General features: G+C 37.0%; 12 protein-coding genes and 1 riboswitch. Of the genes, 9 read left to right on the top strand and 3 right to left on the bottom strand.

Annotated elements, in window-relative coordinates:
* Nucleotides 1–20: 20 nt before the first annotated feature.
* Nucleotides 21–956, top strand: coding sequence for a Dyp-type peroxidase (locus LQV47_RS00825; protein WP_230032747.1), 936 nt, complete (start codon nucleotides 21–23; stop codon nucleotides 954–956).
* Between the two features lie 78 nt (nucleotides 957–1,034).
* Here the strand turns inward: LQV47_RS00825 and LQV47_RS00820 are convergent, their stop codons facing one another.
* Entirely contained in the window at nucleotides 1,035–1,226 is a 192-nt protein-coding gene (locus tag LQV47_RS00820; protein ID WP_230032746.1) for a hypothetical protein, read from the bottom strand.
* A gap of 146 nt (nucleotides 1,227–1,372) precedes the next feature.
* Nucleotides 1,373–2,767 (bottom strand): class II fumarate hydratase, encoded by a 1,395-nt coding sequence (fumC, locus tag LQV47_RS00815; RefSeq protein ID WP_230032744.1) that lies wholly within the window; start codon nucleotides 2,765–2,767, stop codon nucleotides 1,373–1,375.
* 136 nt (nucleotides 2,768–2,903) lie between these two features.
* Here fumC and LQV47_RS00810 point away from each other — a divergent pair, with 136 nt between their 5' ends.
* Nucleotides 2,904–4,514, top strand: a complete 1,611-nt coding sequence (locus tag LQV47_RS00810; RefSeq protein ID WP_230032743.1) for a fumarate hydratase — start codon at nucleotides 2,904–2,906, stop codon at nucleotides 4,512–4,514.
* An 88-nt stretch (nucleotides 4,515–4,602) separates the two neighbouring features.
* On the top strand, nucleotides 4,603–4,887 hold the full coding sequence (locus LQV47_RS00805; protein ID WP_174772367.1) for a hypothetical protein: 285 nt from the start codon (nucleotides 4,603–4,605) through the stop codon (nucleotides 4,885–4,887).
* A gap of 92 nt (nucleotides 4,888–4,979) precedes the next feature.
* Here the strand turns inward: LQV47_RS00805 and LQV47_RS00800 are convergent, their stop codons facing one another.
* Complete coding sequence (locus tag LQV47_RS00800; RefSeq protein ID WP_230032742.1) at nucleotides 4,980–5,840, bottom strand: AraC family transcriptional regulator; 861 nt, start codon at nucleotides 5,838–5,840, stop codon at nucleotides 4,980–4,982.
* A 144-nt stretch (nucleotides 5,841–5,984) separates the two neighbouring features.
* On the opposite strand from LQV47_RS00800, the gene LQV47_RS00795 reads away from it, so the two are divergent.
* From LQV47_RS00795 to LQV47_RS00770, 6 genes are all read left to right on the top strand, one after another.
* Nucleotides 5,985–7,031 (top strand): T9SS type A sorting domain-containing protein, encoded by a 1,047-nt coding sequence (locus LQV47_RS00795; RefSeq protein WP_230032740.1) that lies wholly within the window; start codon nucleotides 5,985–5,987, stop codon nucleotides 7,029–7,031.
* A 172-nt stretch (nucleotides 7,032–7,203) separates the two neighbouring features.
* A riboswitch (SAM riboswitch) is annotated at nucleotides 7,204–7,309 on the top strand.
* 94 nt (nucleotides 7,310–7,403) lie between these two features.
* A complete protein-coding gene (locus tag LQV47_RS00790) occupies nucleotides 7,404–9,848 on the top strand; it encodes a TonB-dependent receptor (RefSeq protein WP_230032738.1) in 2,445 nt (814 codons plus the stop codon).
* Between the two features lie 6 nt (nucleotides 9,849–9,854).
* Nucleotides 9,855–11,183 (top strand): amino acid permease, encoded by a 1,329-nt coding sequence (locus LQV47_RS00785; protein WP_230032736.1) that lies wholly within the window; start codon nucleotides 9,855–9,857, stop codon nucleotides 11,181–11,183.
* A 116-nt stretch (nucleotides 11,184–11,299) separates the two neighbouring features.
* On the top strand, nucleotides 11,300–12,385 hold the full coding sequence (gene prfA, locus LQV47_RS00780) for a peptide chain release factor 1 (protein WP_047491851.1): 1,086 nt from the start codon (nucleotides 11,300–11,302) through the stop codon (nucleotides 12,383–12,385).
* 83 nt (nucleotides 12,386–12,468) lie between these two features.
* Nucleotides 12,469–13,146 carry a hypothetical protein gene (locus LQV47_RS00775; RefSeq protein ID WP_230032734.1) on the top strand — a complete coding sequence of 226 codons (678 nt, stop codon included), beginning with the start codon at nucleotides 12,469–12,471 and terminating at the stop codon, nucleotides 13,144–13,146.
* A 159-nt stretch (nucleotides 13,147–13,305) separates the two neighbouring features.
* Nucleotides 13,306–15,342 (top strand): prolyl oligopeptidase family serine peptidase, encoded by a 2,037-nt coding sequence (locus LQV47_RS00770; protein ID WP_230032732.1) that lies wholly within the window; start codon nucleotides 13,306–13,308, stop codon nucleotides 15,340–15,342.
* Nucleotides 15,343–15,402: the final 60 nt, after the last annotated feature.

The following is a 15,402-nucleotide window of genomic DNA, read 5'->3' as shown; positions in this document are numbered from 1 at the left end:
CCTTAATTCAAAAAAATAACATGAGTTTAGAATCGCAAAATGTTACGGATTACCCTAACACAAATACCATATTCATAGTTTGGAAGCTTAATGATGTTCCACAGCTGAAAGAGGTTTTCCAGGAGCTATGCGCGTTGGTTTTAAATCTTAATAATTCTGTTTTCAACAGATTTCCGGACAGCAGGGCCAGTTGTGTGATGGGAATTGGTTGTGAAGCGTGGAAAAAGCTGAGCCTTCCGACACCTATGCCGAAAGAACTTGTGGACTTTGAAGAGATTAAAGGACTGAAACATACTGCCGTTTCTACTCCCGGAGATTTACATTTTCACTTAAGAGCAGACAATCAAAGTGTTATTTTTGACATGGGTATTGAGATATCCAAATTATTAAGTTCTGTGGCGGAAAGTATTCTGGAAGTTCATGGATTTAAATATTGGGATGCAAGGTCTATTCTTGGTTTTGTAGACGGAACAGAAAATCCACACGGAGAAGATCGTGATTATTTTGCGAAAATTGGAAATGAAGATTCCCAATATCAGGGAGGAAGCTATCTCTTTGTTCAGAAATATCTTCATAATATGGATGCCTGGAAAAGCCTTTCTACAGAAGACCAGGAAAAGGTAATCGGGAGGTCAAAAGATAAGGATATTGAAATGTCTGATGAAGTGAAACCGTCAAATTCCCATATTGCGTTAGCAAATATAGAAGGGGAAAATGGCGAGGAACTTAAAATTGTAAGAGACAATATGCCTTTCGGAAATCCTTCTAAAAATGAATTCGGAACCTATTTCATTTCCTATGCAAGTACTTTTAGCACCACGAAAAAGATGCTTACAAATATGTTTATTGGCGATCCTCCGGGAAATTATGACCGGATTTTAGATTTCAGTACCGCGGTAACAGGAACTCTTTTCTTCATTCCAACCAGAAATATGCTTGACGAATTCTCAGGATAATATAAATAAAAAAGGCTGTTTCAATAATGAAGCAGCCTTTTTATCAATTACTTACAGAGATGATATCAGAGGATAATCTCAATCACACATTCCAATAGGAAGTTGGCACATGACAGTCTGGGAGCAGGGATAATCTGTTTGTGCTACGCAGCATGCAGAATATCCGTTATAATAGGCAGGATATTTAAATTTCCCCTGGCAGTTTAAAGCTGAATTTCCACCTAATACTTCCCTTAAGCTTTGTCTCTTTAATTTCGTTAAGTTTTTCATGGATTTTGTTTGAAATTATATCACTAATTTATGAAAAAATAATATACGAATCTGAATTTAATAAAAAATTGTTAGTCAGTATTTTGCATTACCAAAAAAGCCCGGAAATTCCCAGGGCTTTACTGATGTATATTCTGTTTTTAACATTATTTCAGGCTTCCCACCATGTCTTCAGGTTTTACCCATTCGTCAAATTGTTCGGCAGTTAACAAGCCCAGATTCACCGCTTCTTCTTTTAAAGTGGTCCCATTTTTATGGGCTGTTTTTGCAATTTTTGCGGCATTTTCATAACCAATATGAGTATTAAGAGCGGTTACAAGCATTAAAGATTTGTCAACAAGCTCTTTAATTCTCTCGTGATTAGGCTCAATGCCAACCGCACAGTGATCATTAAATGAAATACATGCATCGGCAATCAATTGGGCAGATTGTAAGAAATTGTAAGCCATAACAGGTTTAAAAACATTAAGCTCATAATTTCCCTGAGTTCCTGCAAAAGAAATCGTAGTATCATTTCCTAAAACCTGAGCACAAACCATAGTTAAGGCCTCATTTTGAGTAGGATTTACTTTTCCCGGCATGATAGATGATCCCGGTTCGTTTTCAGGGATATGGATTTCACCAATTCCAGATCTTGGTCCGGAAGCCAGTAACCTGATGTCCTGTGCAATTTTGAATAATGAGACAGCAAGCTGTTTTAAAGCACCATGACTTTCAACAATAGCATCATGAGCAGCAAGGGCTTCAAATTTATTTTCAGCAGTAATAAAAGGCAGGTTGGTAAACTTTGCAATATGCTCGGCTACTTTTACATCATAGCCGTTTGGCGTATTCAATCCGGTTCCTACTGCTGTTCCGCCAAGTGCAAGTTCAGAAAGGTGAGGCAGGGTATTTTTTAAAGCTCTTAATCCAAATTCCAACTGAGCAACATATCCTGAAAATTCCTGCCCAAGAGTAAGGGGAGTAGCATCCATCAGGTGAGTTCTTCCGATTTTTACAACATCCTTGAATGCTTTGGATTTTTCAGATAATGTATTTTTTAATTTTTCTACAGCAGGAATCGTTATTTCCACTACTTTTTTATACGCAGCAATATGCATCGCTGTAGGATAGGTATCATTGGATGATTGAGATTTGTTGACATCGTCATTTGGGTGAATTTCAGATTTTTCTCCTAAAGTACCCCCATTATTGACATGTGCCCTGTTGGAAACAACTTCATTGACATTCATGTTTGACTGGGTTCCTGAGCCGGTCTGCCAAATAACCAGTGGAAACTGATCATTGAGCTTGCCCTCCAGAATTTCATCACAGACTTTAGCAATCATATCTCTTTTTTCAGCGGGAAGAACTCCCAAATCGCTATTGGCGTACGCTGCTGCTTTTTTCAAATAGGCAAATGCCTCAATGATTTCATGTGGCATTGAGCCCTCAGGACCTATTTTAAAATTATTTCTGGAACGCTCTGTCTGTGCTCCCCAAAGTTTATCTGAAGGTACCTGCACTTCGCCCATGGTGTCTTTTTCTATTCTGTAATTCATTGTGATTGAAATTTTTATAAAGTTACTGATAACACCAGAATTTTGCAATTTATAATCATTATAAATATCAATTTTAATGACTGATTTTACTCATATTTTTTACGGTAGCCGTATTTTTGCGCAAACAAAAAATTGAATGGAATTTAGATATCAGGATCCGTATCCAATTCAGAAAGATGATACGGTGTATAAAAAGCTTACATCAGATTATGTAAAAGTTGAAAAATTAGGAGACAGAGAAATCTTAACTGTAGATCCTAAAGGGTTGGAATTACTTGCTGAGGAAGCTATGGCGGATGTTTCTTTTATGTTGCGTTCTTCTCACTTAGAGAGTCTTAGAAGAATTATTGATGATCCTGAAGCTACGGACAATGACCGATTTGTTGCTTATAACTTGCTACAGAACGCTGCAGTAGCTGCTGAGGGAGCTCTTCCTTCTTGTCAGGATACAGGAACAGCAATTGTAATGGGTAAAAAAGGAGAAAATGTATACACAGGAGTAGACGACGGTGAGTTTTTAAGCCGTGGAATTTTCAATACCTACCAAAAAAGAAACTTAAGATATTCTCAGGTAGTCCCTTTAACCATGTTTGACGAGAAAAATTCAGGATCAAACCTTCCGGCACAGATTGATATCTATGCTAAAAAAGGAGATTATTATGAGTTCTTGTTTTTAACAAAAGGAGGAGGTTCTGCCAATAAAACATTCCTGTACCAAAAAACAAAATCTTTACTGAACGAAAAATCTCTTGAAGAATTTATCAAAGAGAAAATTTCAGATCTTGGAACGGCAGCCTGCCCTCCGTATCACCTTGCTTTAGTCATTGGAGGAACTTCTGCAGAAGCAAACCTTGCCGCTGTAAAGAAAGCTTCCGCTAAATATTATGATCACCTTCCGACAGAAGGAAATGAAGCAGGACAGGCTTTCAGAGATCTTGAATGGGAGGCTAAAGTTCAGAAAATATGTCAGGAAAGTGCTATTGGAGCACAGTTTGGAGGGAAATATCTTACCCATGACGTACGAGTGATCAGACTTCCAAGACACGCTGCTTCATGTCCGGTAGGAATGGGAGTTTCCTGTTCTGCAGATAGAAACATCAAAGGAAAAATTACAAAAGAAGGAATTTTCCTTGAGCAACTGGAACAGGATCCAAAAAGATTCTTACCAGCTACACCTCCTCATTTGGAAGAAGCCGTGGAAGTTGATTTGAATAAGCCTATGCAGGATATTTTAGCTGATCTTTCAAAATATCCAATCAAAACAAGACTAAAATTAAATGGTACTCTTATCGTAGCAAGAGATATTGCTCATGCTAAGATCAAGGAACTGATAGATAGTGGAAAACCAATGCCAGAGTATTTCAAAAACCACCCGATTTATTATGCCGGGCCTGCAAAGACTCCGGAAGGAATGGCATCAGGAAGTTTCGGACCTACTACCGCAGGAAGAATGGATGTGTATGTTGACGAGTTTCAGAGCCATGGCGGAAGTATGATTATGCTGGCTAAAGGAAACAGAAGTAAAGATGTTGCAGATGCATGTAATAAATATGGAGGGTTCTATCTTGGATCTATCGGAGGGCCTGCAGCTATCCTTGCAAAGGATAATATTGTATCTGTAGATGTCGTGGATTTCCCTGAATTGGGGATGGAAGCCGTAAGAAAAATTGAAGTAAAAGACTTCCCTGCATTCATTATTACAGATGATAAAGGAAATGATTTCTTCGCAAATCTTGCCACTAGTTAGTTTAAAATTAAAATAAATTATAAAATAGAGCCTATATCTTTTGTGTAAAAAAGAAAAAAGCTCTATTTTTGCCTAAAATCTAAAGAGAATGATAACTATTTTATCAGCATTTTGGCCGTTCTACCAGTTCCTATGGACTGTATTCTTTATTACTATGTTCTTAGTAGGGTTCTGGTGTATTTTTATGTTCTTCGGATTGGTCATTCCAATGTGGCTTACTGAAGGTTTGAAAGAATACTTTGGAAAAGTAAAGGCTTTCGATCCTGAAGATATCAGAAGAAAGAATATTTATGAGCAGGAAGGTGTAGAGGTTCTTTACAACCAGCCTAAGGGTAACGGACCTTTCATTCACGATCACGGACATCATCATTAATTGATTGTCATTGCTTTTTCACCTTAATTCTGAAAAAGTAATATCAAAGCAAAACAACATATATAAACCGCTTAATTTTTTAGGCGGTTTTTCTATTTGTTATTTCTCAGATTTTCAGGAGCAACACCAAATTTCTTTTTAAAGGCGCGTGTAAAATTCTGTACATATTCATACCCGCATTCAATAGCGATTTCTTTGATCATCACATCACTGTTGGTAATCAGTTTTTTTGCCTTTAGCATTCTTAGTTCAGAAATATAATGGGAAATGGTCATATGATACTGGGTTTTGAATTCCTGCCGGATTATATTCTGATTAATCCCGAGTAGTTTTCCTATTTCTTCAGCCTTTATATTGCTGTGGTAATTTTCATCCAGGTATTTTTTGATCATTTCCGGAGTCCCCGGTTTTGATGGTCCCCTGTTTTTTTCATGGAACTGCTCAAATACAAGAATAAGAAGCTTAATAATCTTTGCCTCGATAAACAACTTCTGAATAACACCTTTCTTTGAAGAATCTATGATTTCTTTAAGAATCATATGCATTTCAACGGTCATGCTGGGAAGTGTTTCTTTACGCAGATAGATAAAGTTATTCGCGATCATATTTTCCAGTATATCCGTGCTTTCCTGGCTGGATTGAGGATTAATAAGGTTGACAATATACTGATAGTCAATCCGGATCAGTAAATATTTGAGTGCTTCCTGACTGTCACAGCGTAATTCAGCTTTATTTTCTTCAGAAGAATAATAAAGGATGTATTGATTTTTTCTAAAAACCATTGGAAGGAGGCAGACAGATTTTTCAAGATAAATGTCTGACCCCAACAGGAAGAGCAGGGTAAAGCTCGATCCAGCTTCCAGTATTGAAGTTCTTGAATATCGTTCGGAACAAAATTCTATGCTAATATTATCTGAGGCAAATAATATCTTTTCTCCATTTAAATAACTCATAATCAGCATTGTTTTTAATAATATCCATATATAACTCCTATACCGGATAACTAAAAGTTGGGAAATGATAACTCTGAATTAAACGGGAAAGCTACTTTTGTGCAAAATTAATTAAATTTAGAATAATTAAAAATAATATTGATTATGTTTGAAAATCTATATTTTGCGATGAGAAAAATAAATGTGGGAATGATGCTGATATTCATTGCTTTGAATAGTTTATATGCACAGGGAAATCCACAAAACTGTACCAATACAGATCCTGGAAATAATCCTGGAGATGTAGGATGTGTGAAATTTACATACCGTGGCCAAACAGTTTCTTATACTACGGTAAGAGGAAATGATGGAAAAATATGGCTGCAGCAGAATCTGGGAAGCTCTAAGGTAGCCTCTTCTCTGGATGATGAAGCTTCATATGGTGATCTTTTTCAATGGGGAAGATGGGATGACGGACATCAGGAAAGAAATTCTGCCACCATTTCTGCTCCAACCCCTAACAGACCGGATGGTTTAGCAGGAGTGAGCTCGTATATCATAGGAACACCCGCGTGGTGGTCCACTCTTGAGCCTACTGATGAATGGACCGCAAAGAACATAGATGGGCTAGGAAAGACAGTGGGCGTAGACCCCTGCAAGGCAATAGGCGCCGATTGGAGAATGCCAACACAGGCAGATTGGGCGAGTATTGTTAGCCTTGAAAGTGTTACGGCTCCAGCAAGTGCTTACGACAGTCATCTGAAATTGCCTGCAGGAGGATATCGCAGTTCTTCAGACGCTAGTTTTACTTTTGTAGGAAAGAGAGGGTATTTCTGGAGTTCGGATATATCCGGACTTGGAGGGAAATATCTGTACGTAGGGACCATAAGTGCGAATGCTTCAGCAGGGGCACCCAGAGGGCAGGGAGCATCAGTAAGATGTATTAAACCTACCTCGGCACTTGCTACTTCGGAGGTAAGACTCAATCATAACAACATAGGGGTTTATCCCAATCCAACAAAAGGAATTCTGACCATTAAAGCAACTTCCACGATTGAAAGTATAAACATAACAAATACGGTAGGGCAAAAAATAGATGCCCGGTTTTCAGATGATCAGATGAATATGACAGGACTTCCGGACGGTTTATATATCGTAGAAATAAAATTAAAAAACGGCCAGACCGTTTCTAAAAAGATTATTAAAGGATAAGCAGTCTGCTTGTAGAATCATTGTATTTCTTTTGCTTAAAATAGTTCACTTTAATTACAATTACTTTTATTAGGGAGGCTTATGAAATTTTTCATAAGCCTTTTTTATTTATCATGTATGAATAGTAAAAACGGCTTTTGCATATTGAAAAAAATAGTCTACTTTTGCAGTAGATTTATCAAGAAAGGTGGAGGGATTTGGCCCAAAGAAACCTTAGCAACCTACACAATTCCAACAGTGTAAAGGTGCTAATTCCAACCCGATGGGGGAGATAATTGAAGTCAATATTCTTATATGAATTCCATTTCTTGAAGTCTTGTGTGTCTGAGGATTGATTCTCGGAATGTATAATAATTTTTGCAGGAACAAAAGATGAAAAAAGTAAGCATAGCTGTATTATTGCTTGGTGCCATTGGGATCGCTGCCCAGGAACAGGAAGAAAAAGGAAAACAAATTGAAGATATTATCATCGTAGGCAACCGAAATGTTAAAAGGACAAAACTAGAGACGCCGGTTCCTGTAGATGTTATTAATATCGATAAAATACAGAAAGCATCCCCACAAATAACGGTTCAGGATTTATTGAACTATGTCATTCCCTCATTTAATTCCGTAAGACAGTCTGCTTCTGACGGAACCGAACATATTGATCCAGTGGCATTGAGAGGAATGGGCCCGGATCAGGTCTTAGTATTGGTTAATGGGAAAAGAAGACATACCACTTCTTTGGTCAACTATCAGAATACAGTTGGAAATGGTTCTGTGGGAACAGATTTGAGTACAATTCCTGTTATTGCTATTGAAAAAATTGAAGTATTAAGAGATGGAGCAGCGGCACAGTATGGTTCTGATGCCATTGCGGGAGTAATCAATATTATTCTCAAAAAGAATGCAGGCGCATCAGCAAGTATTACCTACGGATTAAGCGGAAGGAATGATGGGGACACCTACCAGGCAGGAGTTAATTACGGGGCATCATTAGGAAAAAAAGAAGGTTACGTCAATCTTTCGTTACAGCTAAGCCACAGAGGAAAAACAACAAGGACTCAAAATCATGATTTAGATATTTTCGGAAATAATTTTGCGTATCCTTTCGCTGATGATCCTGAGGCCGCAAGAGCTGCAGATGATGAGGAAATTAAAAAAAGAGGTTTAACCCGTGACGATTTCAACTTTCAGATCGGAGATGCACAGATCAAGCAGGCGCAGCTGTTTTTTAATTCAGAATATCCTTTTAATGACAATTTTAAACTTTATTCCTTTGGAGGCTTCAGTATTAAAGAGGGAAAAGGATATGGTTTCAGAAGGCTTCCCAGTGAAAAGTTTAATGTTGTTTCATCCATTTATCCCAATGGATTTCAGGCGGAGCTTGGATCTCAGGTATATGATATCTCTTATGCCGTCGGAGCAAAATATAATGTAAACAACTGGCTTTTTGATGTAAGCAATACATTTGGAAACAATACGTTCAATTATAATGTAAGCAATACGAATAATGCTTCTTTAGGAGCAAAATCGCCGACCCGATTTTATGCCGGAGCACACAGTTTTCTGCAAAATACCCTTAATCTTGACGTTTCTAAAAATATAAACCGGATTAATATAGCATTTGGAGGTGAATTCAGATTTGAACAATATCAGATCAAATCCGGAGATCCTGCATCTTATACTCAGTATGATGTTAACGGAAATGTAGCTGGTACGGGATCAACAGTGATCGGAGCAGGAGGATCGCAATCATTCATTGGCTTTTCACCGGATAATACTTTAAAAAAAGACAGGCATTCTACAGCGGTATATGCTGATATATCTTATGATTTGGATAAAAAGCTGAATATTAATGCAGCAGCAAGGTTTGAAAACTATTCTGATTTTGGAAATACCCTGAATGGAAAACTAGCCGTACGGTATGAGTTTATAAAAAATTATGCTGTAAGAGCAGCAGTAGGAACAGGTTTCAGAGCTCCTTCCCTACAGCAGCAGTATTTCAATAATTCTTATGCAGATATTTCAACTTCAGGATCTACGATTGTAACCAAAGGGATTTTTAATAATGACAGTAAAGCTGCACAGGTGCTTGGATTTGATAAGCTAAAACAGGAAACCTCTGTCAATGGAAGCGTTGGATTTACTTTAAAGCCGGTGAAAGGCCTATTCATTACTTTAGACGGATACTTCATTAAAGTGAAAGACAGGATTGTCATTACAAGTAATATTACAGATTCCAGGTTATCAGACCCTGATGTAGTAGGCGTGGGAAAAGAGGTCGAAAGCGGAAGATTTTTTGCTAATGCTATTGATACCGAAACCAAAGGAGTGGATCTGGTTATTTCCTATGACTGGAAGTTGGAAGGCGGAAACCTTAATATAAACCTTGCCGGAAATTATACAGAAACAAAAATTACAGATTTTCATTTTCCTCAAAACTTAGAAACTCCTCAGAATGAATTTTTTGGACCCGATCAGATCAATATTATTGAAACTTTATCACCCAAAACAAAGGCCTCATTAGGATTGAATTATGGAATTGGAAAGTTTAATTTTCTCGTAAGAAATACCTATTTTGGTAAAGTAATAAGGGACGGATATCCTTTTGGAAGCGTTCAGGAATTTTCGCCGAAGGTGATTACAGATGTCAGTGTAGGATATGATATTACAAAAAATATCAACTTTACCGTAGGTGCTAATAATGTCTTTGATGTATTCCCTGATCGTCAGATTTATGAAAATTCATATTATGGAGTATTTAAGTATGCTCCTGTACAAATGGGAACTTTGGGTAGCTATTTCTTCGGAAGGCTTAATTTTAATTTTTAATCATCAATGAATACTCCTTCACATCAGATCGGCTGGAAAACAGCTGCAGCTATTGTGGTTTCCAATATGATAGGAACCGGAATTTTTACAACACTGGGATTTCAATTGTCTGATATTACAAATACCTACAGCATTTTTCTGCTATGGAGTATTGGTGGAATTCTGGCATTATTCGGGGCTTTTTGCTATGCCGAATTAGGATCTCATTTTAAAGGAAATGGGGGTGATTTCATCTATCTCAAAGAAACCTATCATCCGTTATTCGGATACCTTATCAGCTGGATATCTTTGATTATTGGTTTCTCTTCCCCGGTGGCTTTAGCGGCGTTAGCCATGTCAAAATATCTCTCAGTATTTCAATACACGTTTGGAAATGGTTTTGCCATCGCAGTGATTTTTATCGTAGCGGCTGCCTTATCCTTTAGTTTAAAAGCTTCAAGTAGATTTCATAATTTTTTCACGTTAATCAAAATCACTTTTATTATCGTTTTGGTTATTTTGGGTGTAGGACTTTCAGAATCTGCCCAAATGGGAAATAGTCTTAACTTCAGTGACAGCTGGCAGAATGAAATCATGCTTCCTGCTTTTGCTACTTCTCTGGTTTTTGTTACCTATTCATATACCGGTTGGAATTCAGCATCTTATATTGCCGGAGAAATCAAGGATGTACAGAAAAACCTTCCCAAATCTCTGATTATAGGAACTGTTTTTGTGACAGTAAGCTATATTTTAGTCAACTACATTATGCTGAAGCACGCTTCAGTGGATCAGTTGGCAGGAAAAGAGGATGTAATGGGTGAAGCTGCGGTTAATATGCTGGGCTCTGCTTTTGGAAAAATAGTGAATATCTTTATTGCCTTACAACTGATTGCAACCATTAGTGGCTATTTATGGGTAGGTTCGAGGCTTACTCAGGCTTTTGCGAAGGATACTTATCTGTGGAAGCCTCTTTCAGCAGGCAATAAAAAAGGAATCCCGGTAAGAGCTGTTTTTGCTCATGCTGTTATTGCTTCGGTAATTATTTTAACAGGAAGTTTTAAAGAGATTTTCGTTTATACAGCATTCATTCTTCAGTTATTTGCCAGTCTGGCTATTTCTACAGTATATTTTCTTAAAAAAGAAGACCAGAAAATATTTAAATCCAATGCTTTTTATATTTTCCCCACTGTTTTTTTACTGTTCAGTATTTATATCCTTTATTTTACTTTGATTCACAATCCTAAGGAAAGTTGTATTGGGTTGGGAATTGTAGCAGTAGGAATTACATTGTACTTAATCGATAGAAAACTTTCTAAAAGGAGTAAGCCGGAAACTGATGATTCCAAAAGTGAATAAGTGAATTTGTAAATTGACCTTCTGATATTGTACTCTATTGTTCAAAAATTTATGCTGATTTGTAATTTTAATTTTGAATTAATAATCCTTATCTTTGCACCCACAAAAATTCTATAATGTCTAAATCATTAATTCCAAAATTAGAAGCTATAAAACAGAGATATAATGAGGTTGCAGACCTTATTATACAGCCTGATGTCATTTCAGACCAAAAAAGATATTCTTCTTTGAACAAAGAATATAGTGATTTGGGTAAAATTGTAAAGGTTTATGATCAGTACAAAGGAGCCTTGGATGCTATTGAAGAATCTGATGAGATCATTGCTGATGGTTCGGATAGAGATTTGGTAGATCTTGCAAAAGAAGAAAAATTAGAAGCCCAGGCTAAGATTCCCGGTTTGGAGGAAGAGCTGAAAGTATTGCTTATTCCTAAAGATCCTGCAGATGATAAAAACATTATTGTAGAATTACGTGCCGGAACCGGAGGTGATGAAGCAGCTATTTTTGTGGAAGATATCTACAGAATGTACTCCATGTACTTTAAAACAAAAGGATGGAGACATGAAGTGACAGATTCTAATGAAGCTGCAAAAGGCTACAAAGAACTGATCATGAAGGTGGAAGGTGAAGGTGTTTACGGAATTATGAAATTCGAATCAGGAGTTCACCGTGTACAGCGTGTACCGGAAACAGAATCTCAGGGAAGAGTTCATACCTCTGCCATTACCATTGCTGTTTTACCTGAAGCTGAAGAAGTGGATGTAGAGATTAACCCGGCTGATATTGAAATGCAGACTTCACGTTCAGGAGGTGCCGGAGGTCAGAACGTTAACAAGGTTGAAACTAAAGTTCAGCTTACACACAAGCCTTCAGGTCTTGTAGTGGTTTGTCAGCAGGCCCGTTCTCAGCTCGCTAACCGTGAATTGGCAATGGAAATGCTTCGTGCCAAATTATATGATATCAAATTGCAGGAAGTTCAGGGAGATATTGCCGCTCAGAGAAAAACAATGGTTTCTACAGGAGACCGTTCTGCAAAAATCAAAACATACAATTACCCCCAGGGAAGAGTAACGGATCATAGAATCAATAAATCTATGTATAATCTTGATGCCTATATGAATGGAGATATTGCAGAAATGATAGATGCTGTAATCATGGCGGAAAATGCAGAAAAGATGAAAGGAGAAGAAGAAAATTATTAAAATATTTAAAAATAAAAGTAAAGCCTCCGATTTTTTGGAGGCTTTGTTTTTTCCAAATCAACAACATATCATAAAATCGAACTATGAAAAACTACAAAATTATTTTATTTGTATTACTTACCATGCTGGGTAACTACGCTACAGCTCAGACAGAAGTAAAAAAGCCGGCAGAAGCTTTTGAATTATTTTTTGGCGCTTTTGTAAATAACGACGATGCTTCAATTGGTAAGCTTAATGATTATTTAAGACCTACGGTAGAAGGGCAGGATGCTTATCAGGTTAACTTTAAAGAAACCTCTGAAGAAATGATTAAGACGACTGCAGAAAACTTCCTGACAGCTTTCCCTAAAACAGTAGCCTCAACCTGTAAAAAAGAAGCTGAAGATTACTTTAGAGTGATGTTTGACAACTTCAGAAAAGGAAAACTTACCGTTAAAAATGTGAAAGTGGTTGCTAATGAATATATTAAAGACCAAAAGATTGCTCAGGTAAGCTATAATGTAAGCTTTAAAGTTCCTTCAAAATTAGCACCGGAGCCTGCAGAAAATCCACAGAAAGTAAAAGCGGAAGATTTGAAAAAATATCTGGTTCAGGCTGTTCAGGATTTTAAAAATGCAGATAAAACAGTAAGCATTGATCAGGAGTTTAGTTTATATGAGCTTAAAGAAAACAATAAAATATATTACTGGAACGGTAGTCCGGATGAGATTGTTACCAATCTGACTGATTTCTATTTTGACAGTTTCGGATCAAAAGAATAATGATCAAGAATGTATTGAAGAGTAAAAGGCCCTGTTTTTTCGGGGCTTTTTTTATTTCGCCTACTTTACGTATTTTTGAGAAAACCGTTCACTATGAATTTTAAACCTTTATTATTAACTGCTGGAGTTCTGTTTTCAGCATCTTTTTATTCTCAAAAAATGAATTATCCTAAAGCATCAAAGGGAAGCCAGACTGATACCTATTTTGGGAGTGCTGTAGCTGATCCTTTCAGAGATTTGGAAAATGATTCGGCACCTACCAAAAAATGGGTGGATGAAGAAGTAGCTTACAGTCAGAATTATCTTTCAAAAATTCCATTCAGAGATAAAATTAAAGATCAACTGAGAGAGATCTGGAATTATGAAAAAATTTCAGCCCCTTTCAAAGAAGGAGATTATACATATTATTCTAAGAATGATGGTTTACAGGCACAGTCTGTTTTGTACAGAACAAATAATAAAACCAAAGCAACAGAAGTATTTTTAGATCCTAATAAATTTTCAGAAAAAGGAACAACTTCACTTTCTAACTTGTCATTCAACAAAAAAGGAAACCTTGCAGCCTATTCTATCTCTGAAGGAGGAAGTGACTGGAACAAGATTATTATCATTGATGCGGTCACTAAAAAGCAGATTGATGACACCCTTCTGGATGTGAAATTCAGTGGTATTTCGTGGCAGGGAGACGAAGGTTTCTATTATTCAAGCTATGATAAACCAAAAGAAGGAACGGTGCTTTCTGGGATGACGGATAAACATAAGGTATATTTTCATAAATTGGGAACCAGGCAGTCTGAAGATAAGCTGATTTTCGGTGGCGAGAAAACCCCAAGAAGATACCTGGGAGCAAGTGTTTCTGAAGATCAGAGATTTCTGATTATTTCTGCAGCCAACGCAACCAATGGAAATGAGTTGTACATCAAAGATGTAAAGAATGGAGGAGACTTTGTACAGATTACAAAAGGATTTGATATTAATGCCAGTATTGTAGATACGCAAGGTGACGATCTTTTTATATTCACGGATAAAGATGCTCCGAATATGCGTCTTGTGAAAACCTCAATTAAAAACCCGGCTCCTGAAACATGGAAAGATGTGATTCCACAGACAGAAAATGTATTGGGGATTACCCAGGGAGGAGGATACTTCTTTGCTACGTATATGATTGATGCCATTGATCAGGTAAAACAATTTGATAAGACAGGAAAATTAATCAGGGAAATAGCACTTCCCGGAAAAGGTAATATTTCCGGTTTTGGAGGAAAAGAAAAGGAAAAAGAGGTATATTATTCATTCAGTAATTATATCACACCGGGAACCACTTATAAATTTAATGTAGATTCCGGTAAATCTGACGTATACCAGAAGCCGAAAGTGAAGTTTAATCCTGAGGATTATGTCTCGGAACAGGTATTCTATACTTCTAAAGATGGTACAAAGGTTCCTATGATGATTAATTATAAAAAAGGAACTAAGCTTGATGGTAAAAACCCTACTATTCTATATTCTTATGGAGGTTTCAACATCAGTTTACAACCTTCTTTCTCTGTAGTGAATGCCATCTGGATGGAAAATGGCGGTATTTATGCCGTTCCGAATATCCGCGGTGGGGGTGAATATGGAAAAAAATGGCATGATGCAGGAACCAAAATGCAGAAAAAAAACGTTTTCGAAGACTTTATTGCCGCTGGAGAATACCTGCAAAGTAAAGGCTATACTTCAAAAGAATATATGGCTCTTTCAGGAAGATCAAACGGAGGACTATTGGTAGGTGCTACCATGACTATCCGTCCGGACCTAGCAAAAGTAGCATTCCCGGGAGTAGGGGTTTTGGATATGTTGAGGTATAATAAATTTACTGCCGGTGCCGGTTGGGCATACGATTATGGTACAGCAGAAGACAATAAAGAGATGTTTGAATATCTTAAATCATATTCTCCGGTTCACAACGTAAAAGTGGGTACTTGCTATCCATCTACCATGATTATTACAAGTGATCATGATGACAGGGTAGTTCCGGCTCACTCATTCAAATTCGGAGCAGAGCTTCAGGAGAAGCAGGCGTGTAAAAATCCTATTTTATTAAGAATAGAAAAAAATGCAGGACATGGGGCAGGAAGATCTACAGAACAAGTGATTGCTGAAAATGCGGATCTTATATCTTTTGCTTTGTATGAGATGGGAATTAAGAAATAATAGATAAATAATAAAAAATAACAAAAACGGCTGATTTTATTAAAATTAGTCGTTTTTTTT

Origin of the sequence: Chryseobacterium sp. Bi04, assembly GCF_918698085.1 — a bacterium.
GTDB lineage: Bacteria > Bacteroidota > Bacteroidia > Flavobacteriales > Weeksellaceae > Chryseobacterium.
Note: the sequence above shows the minus strand (reverse complement) of the source record. Positions and strands in the feature narration are given on the sequence as shown.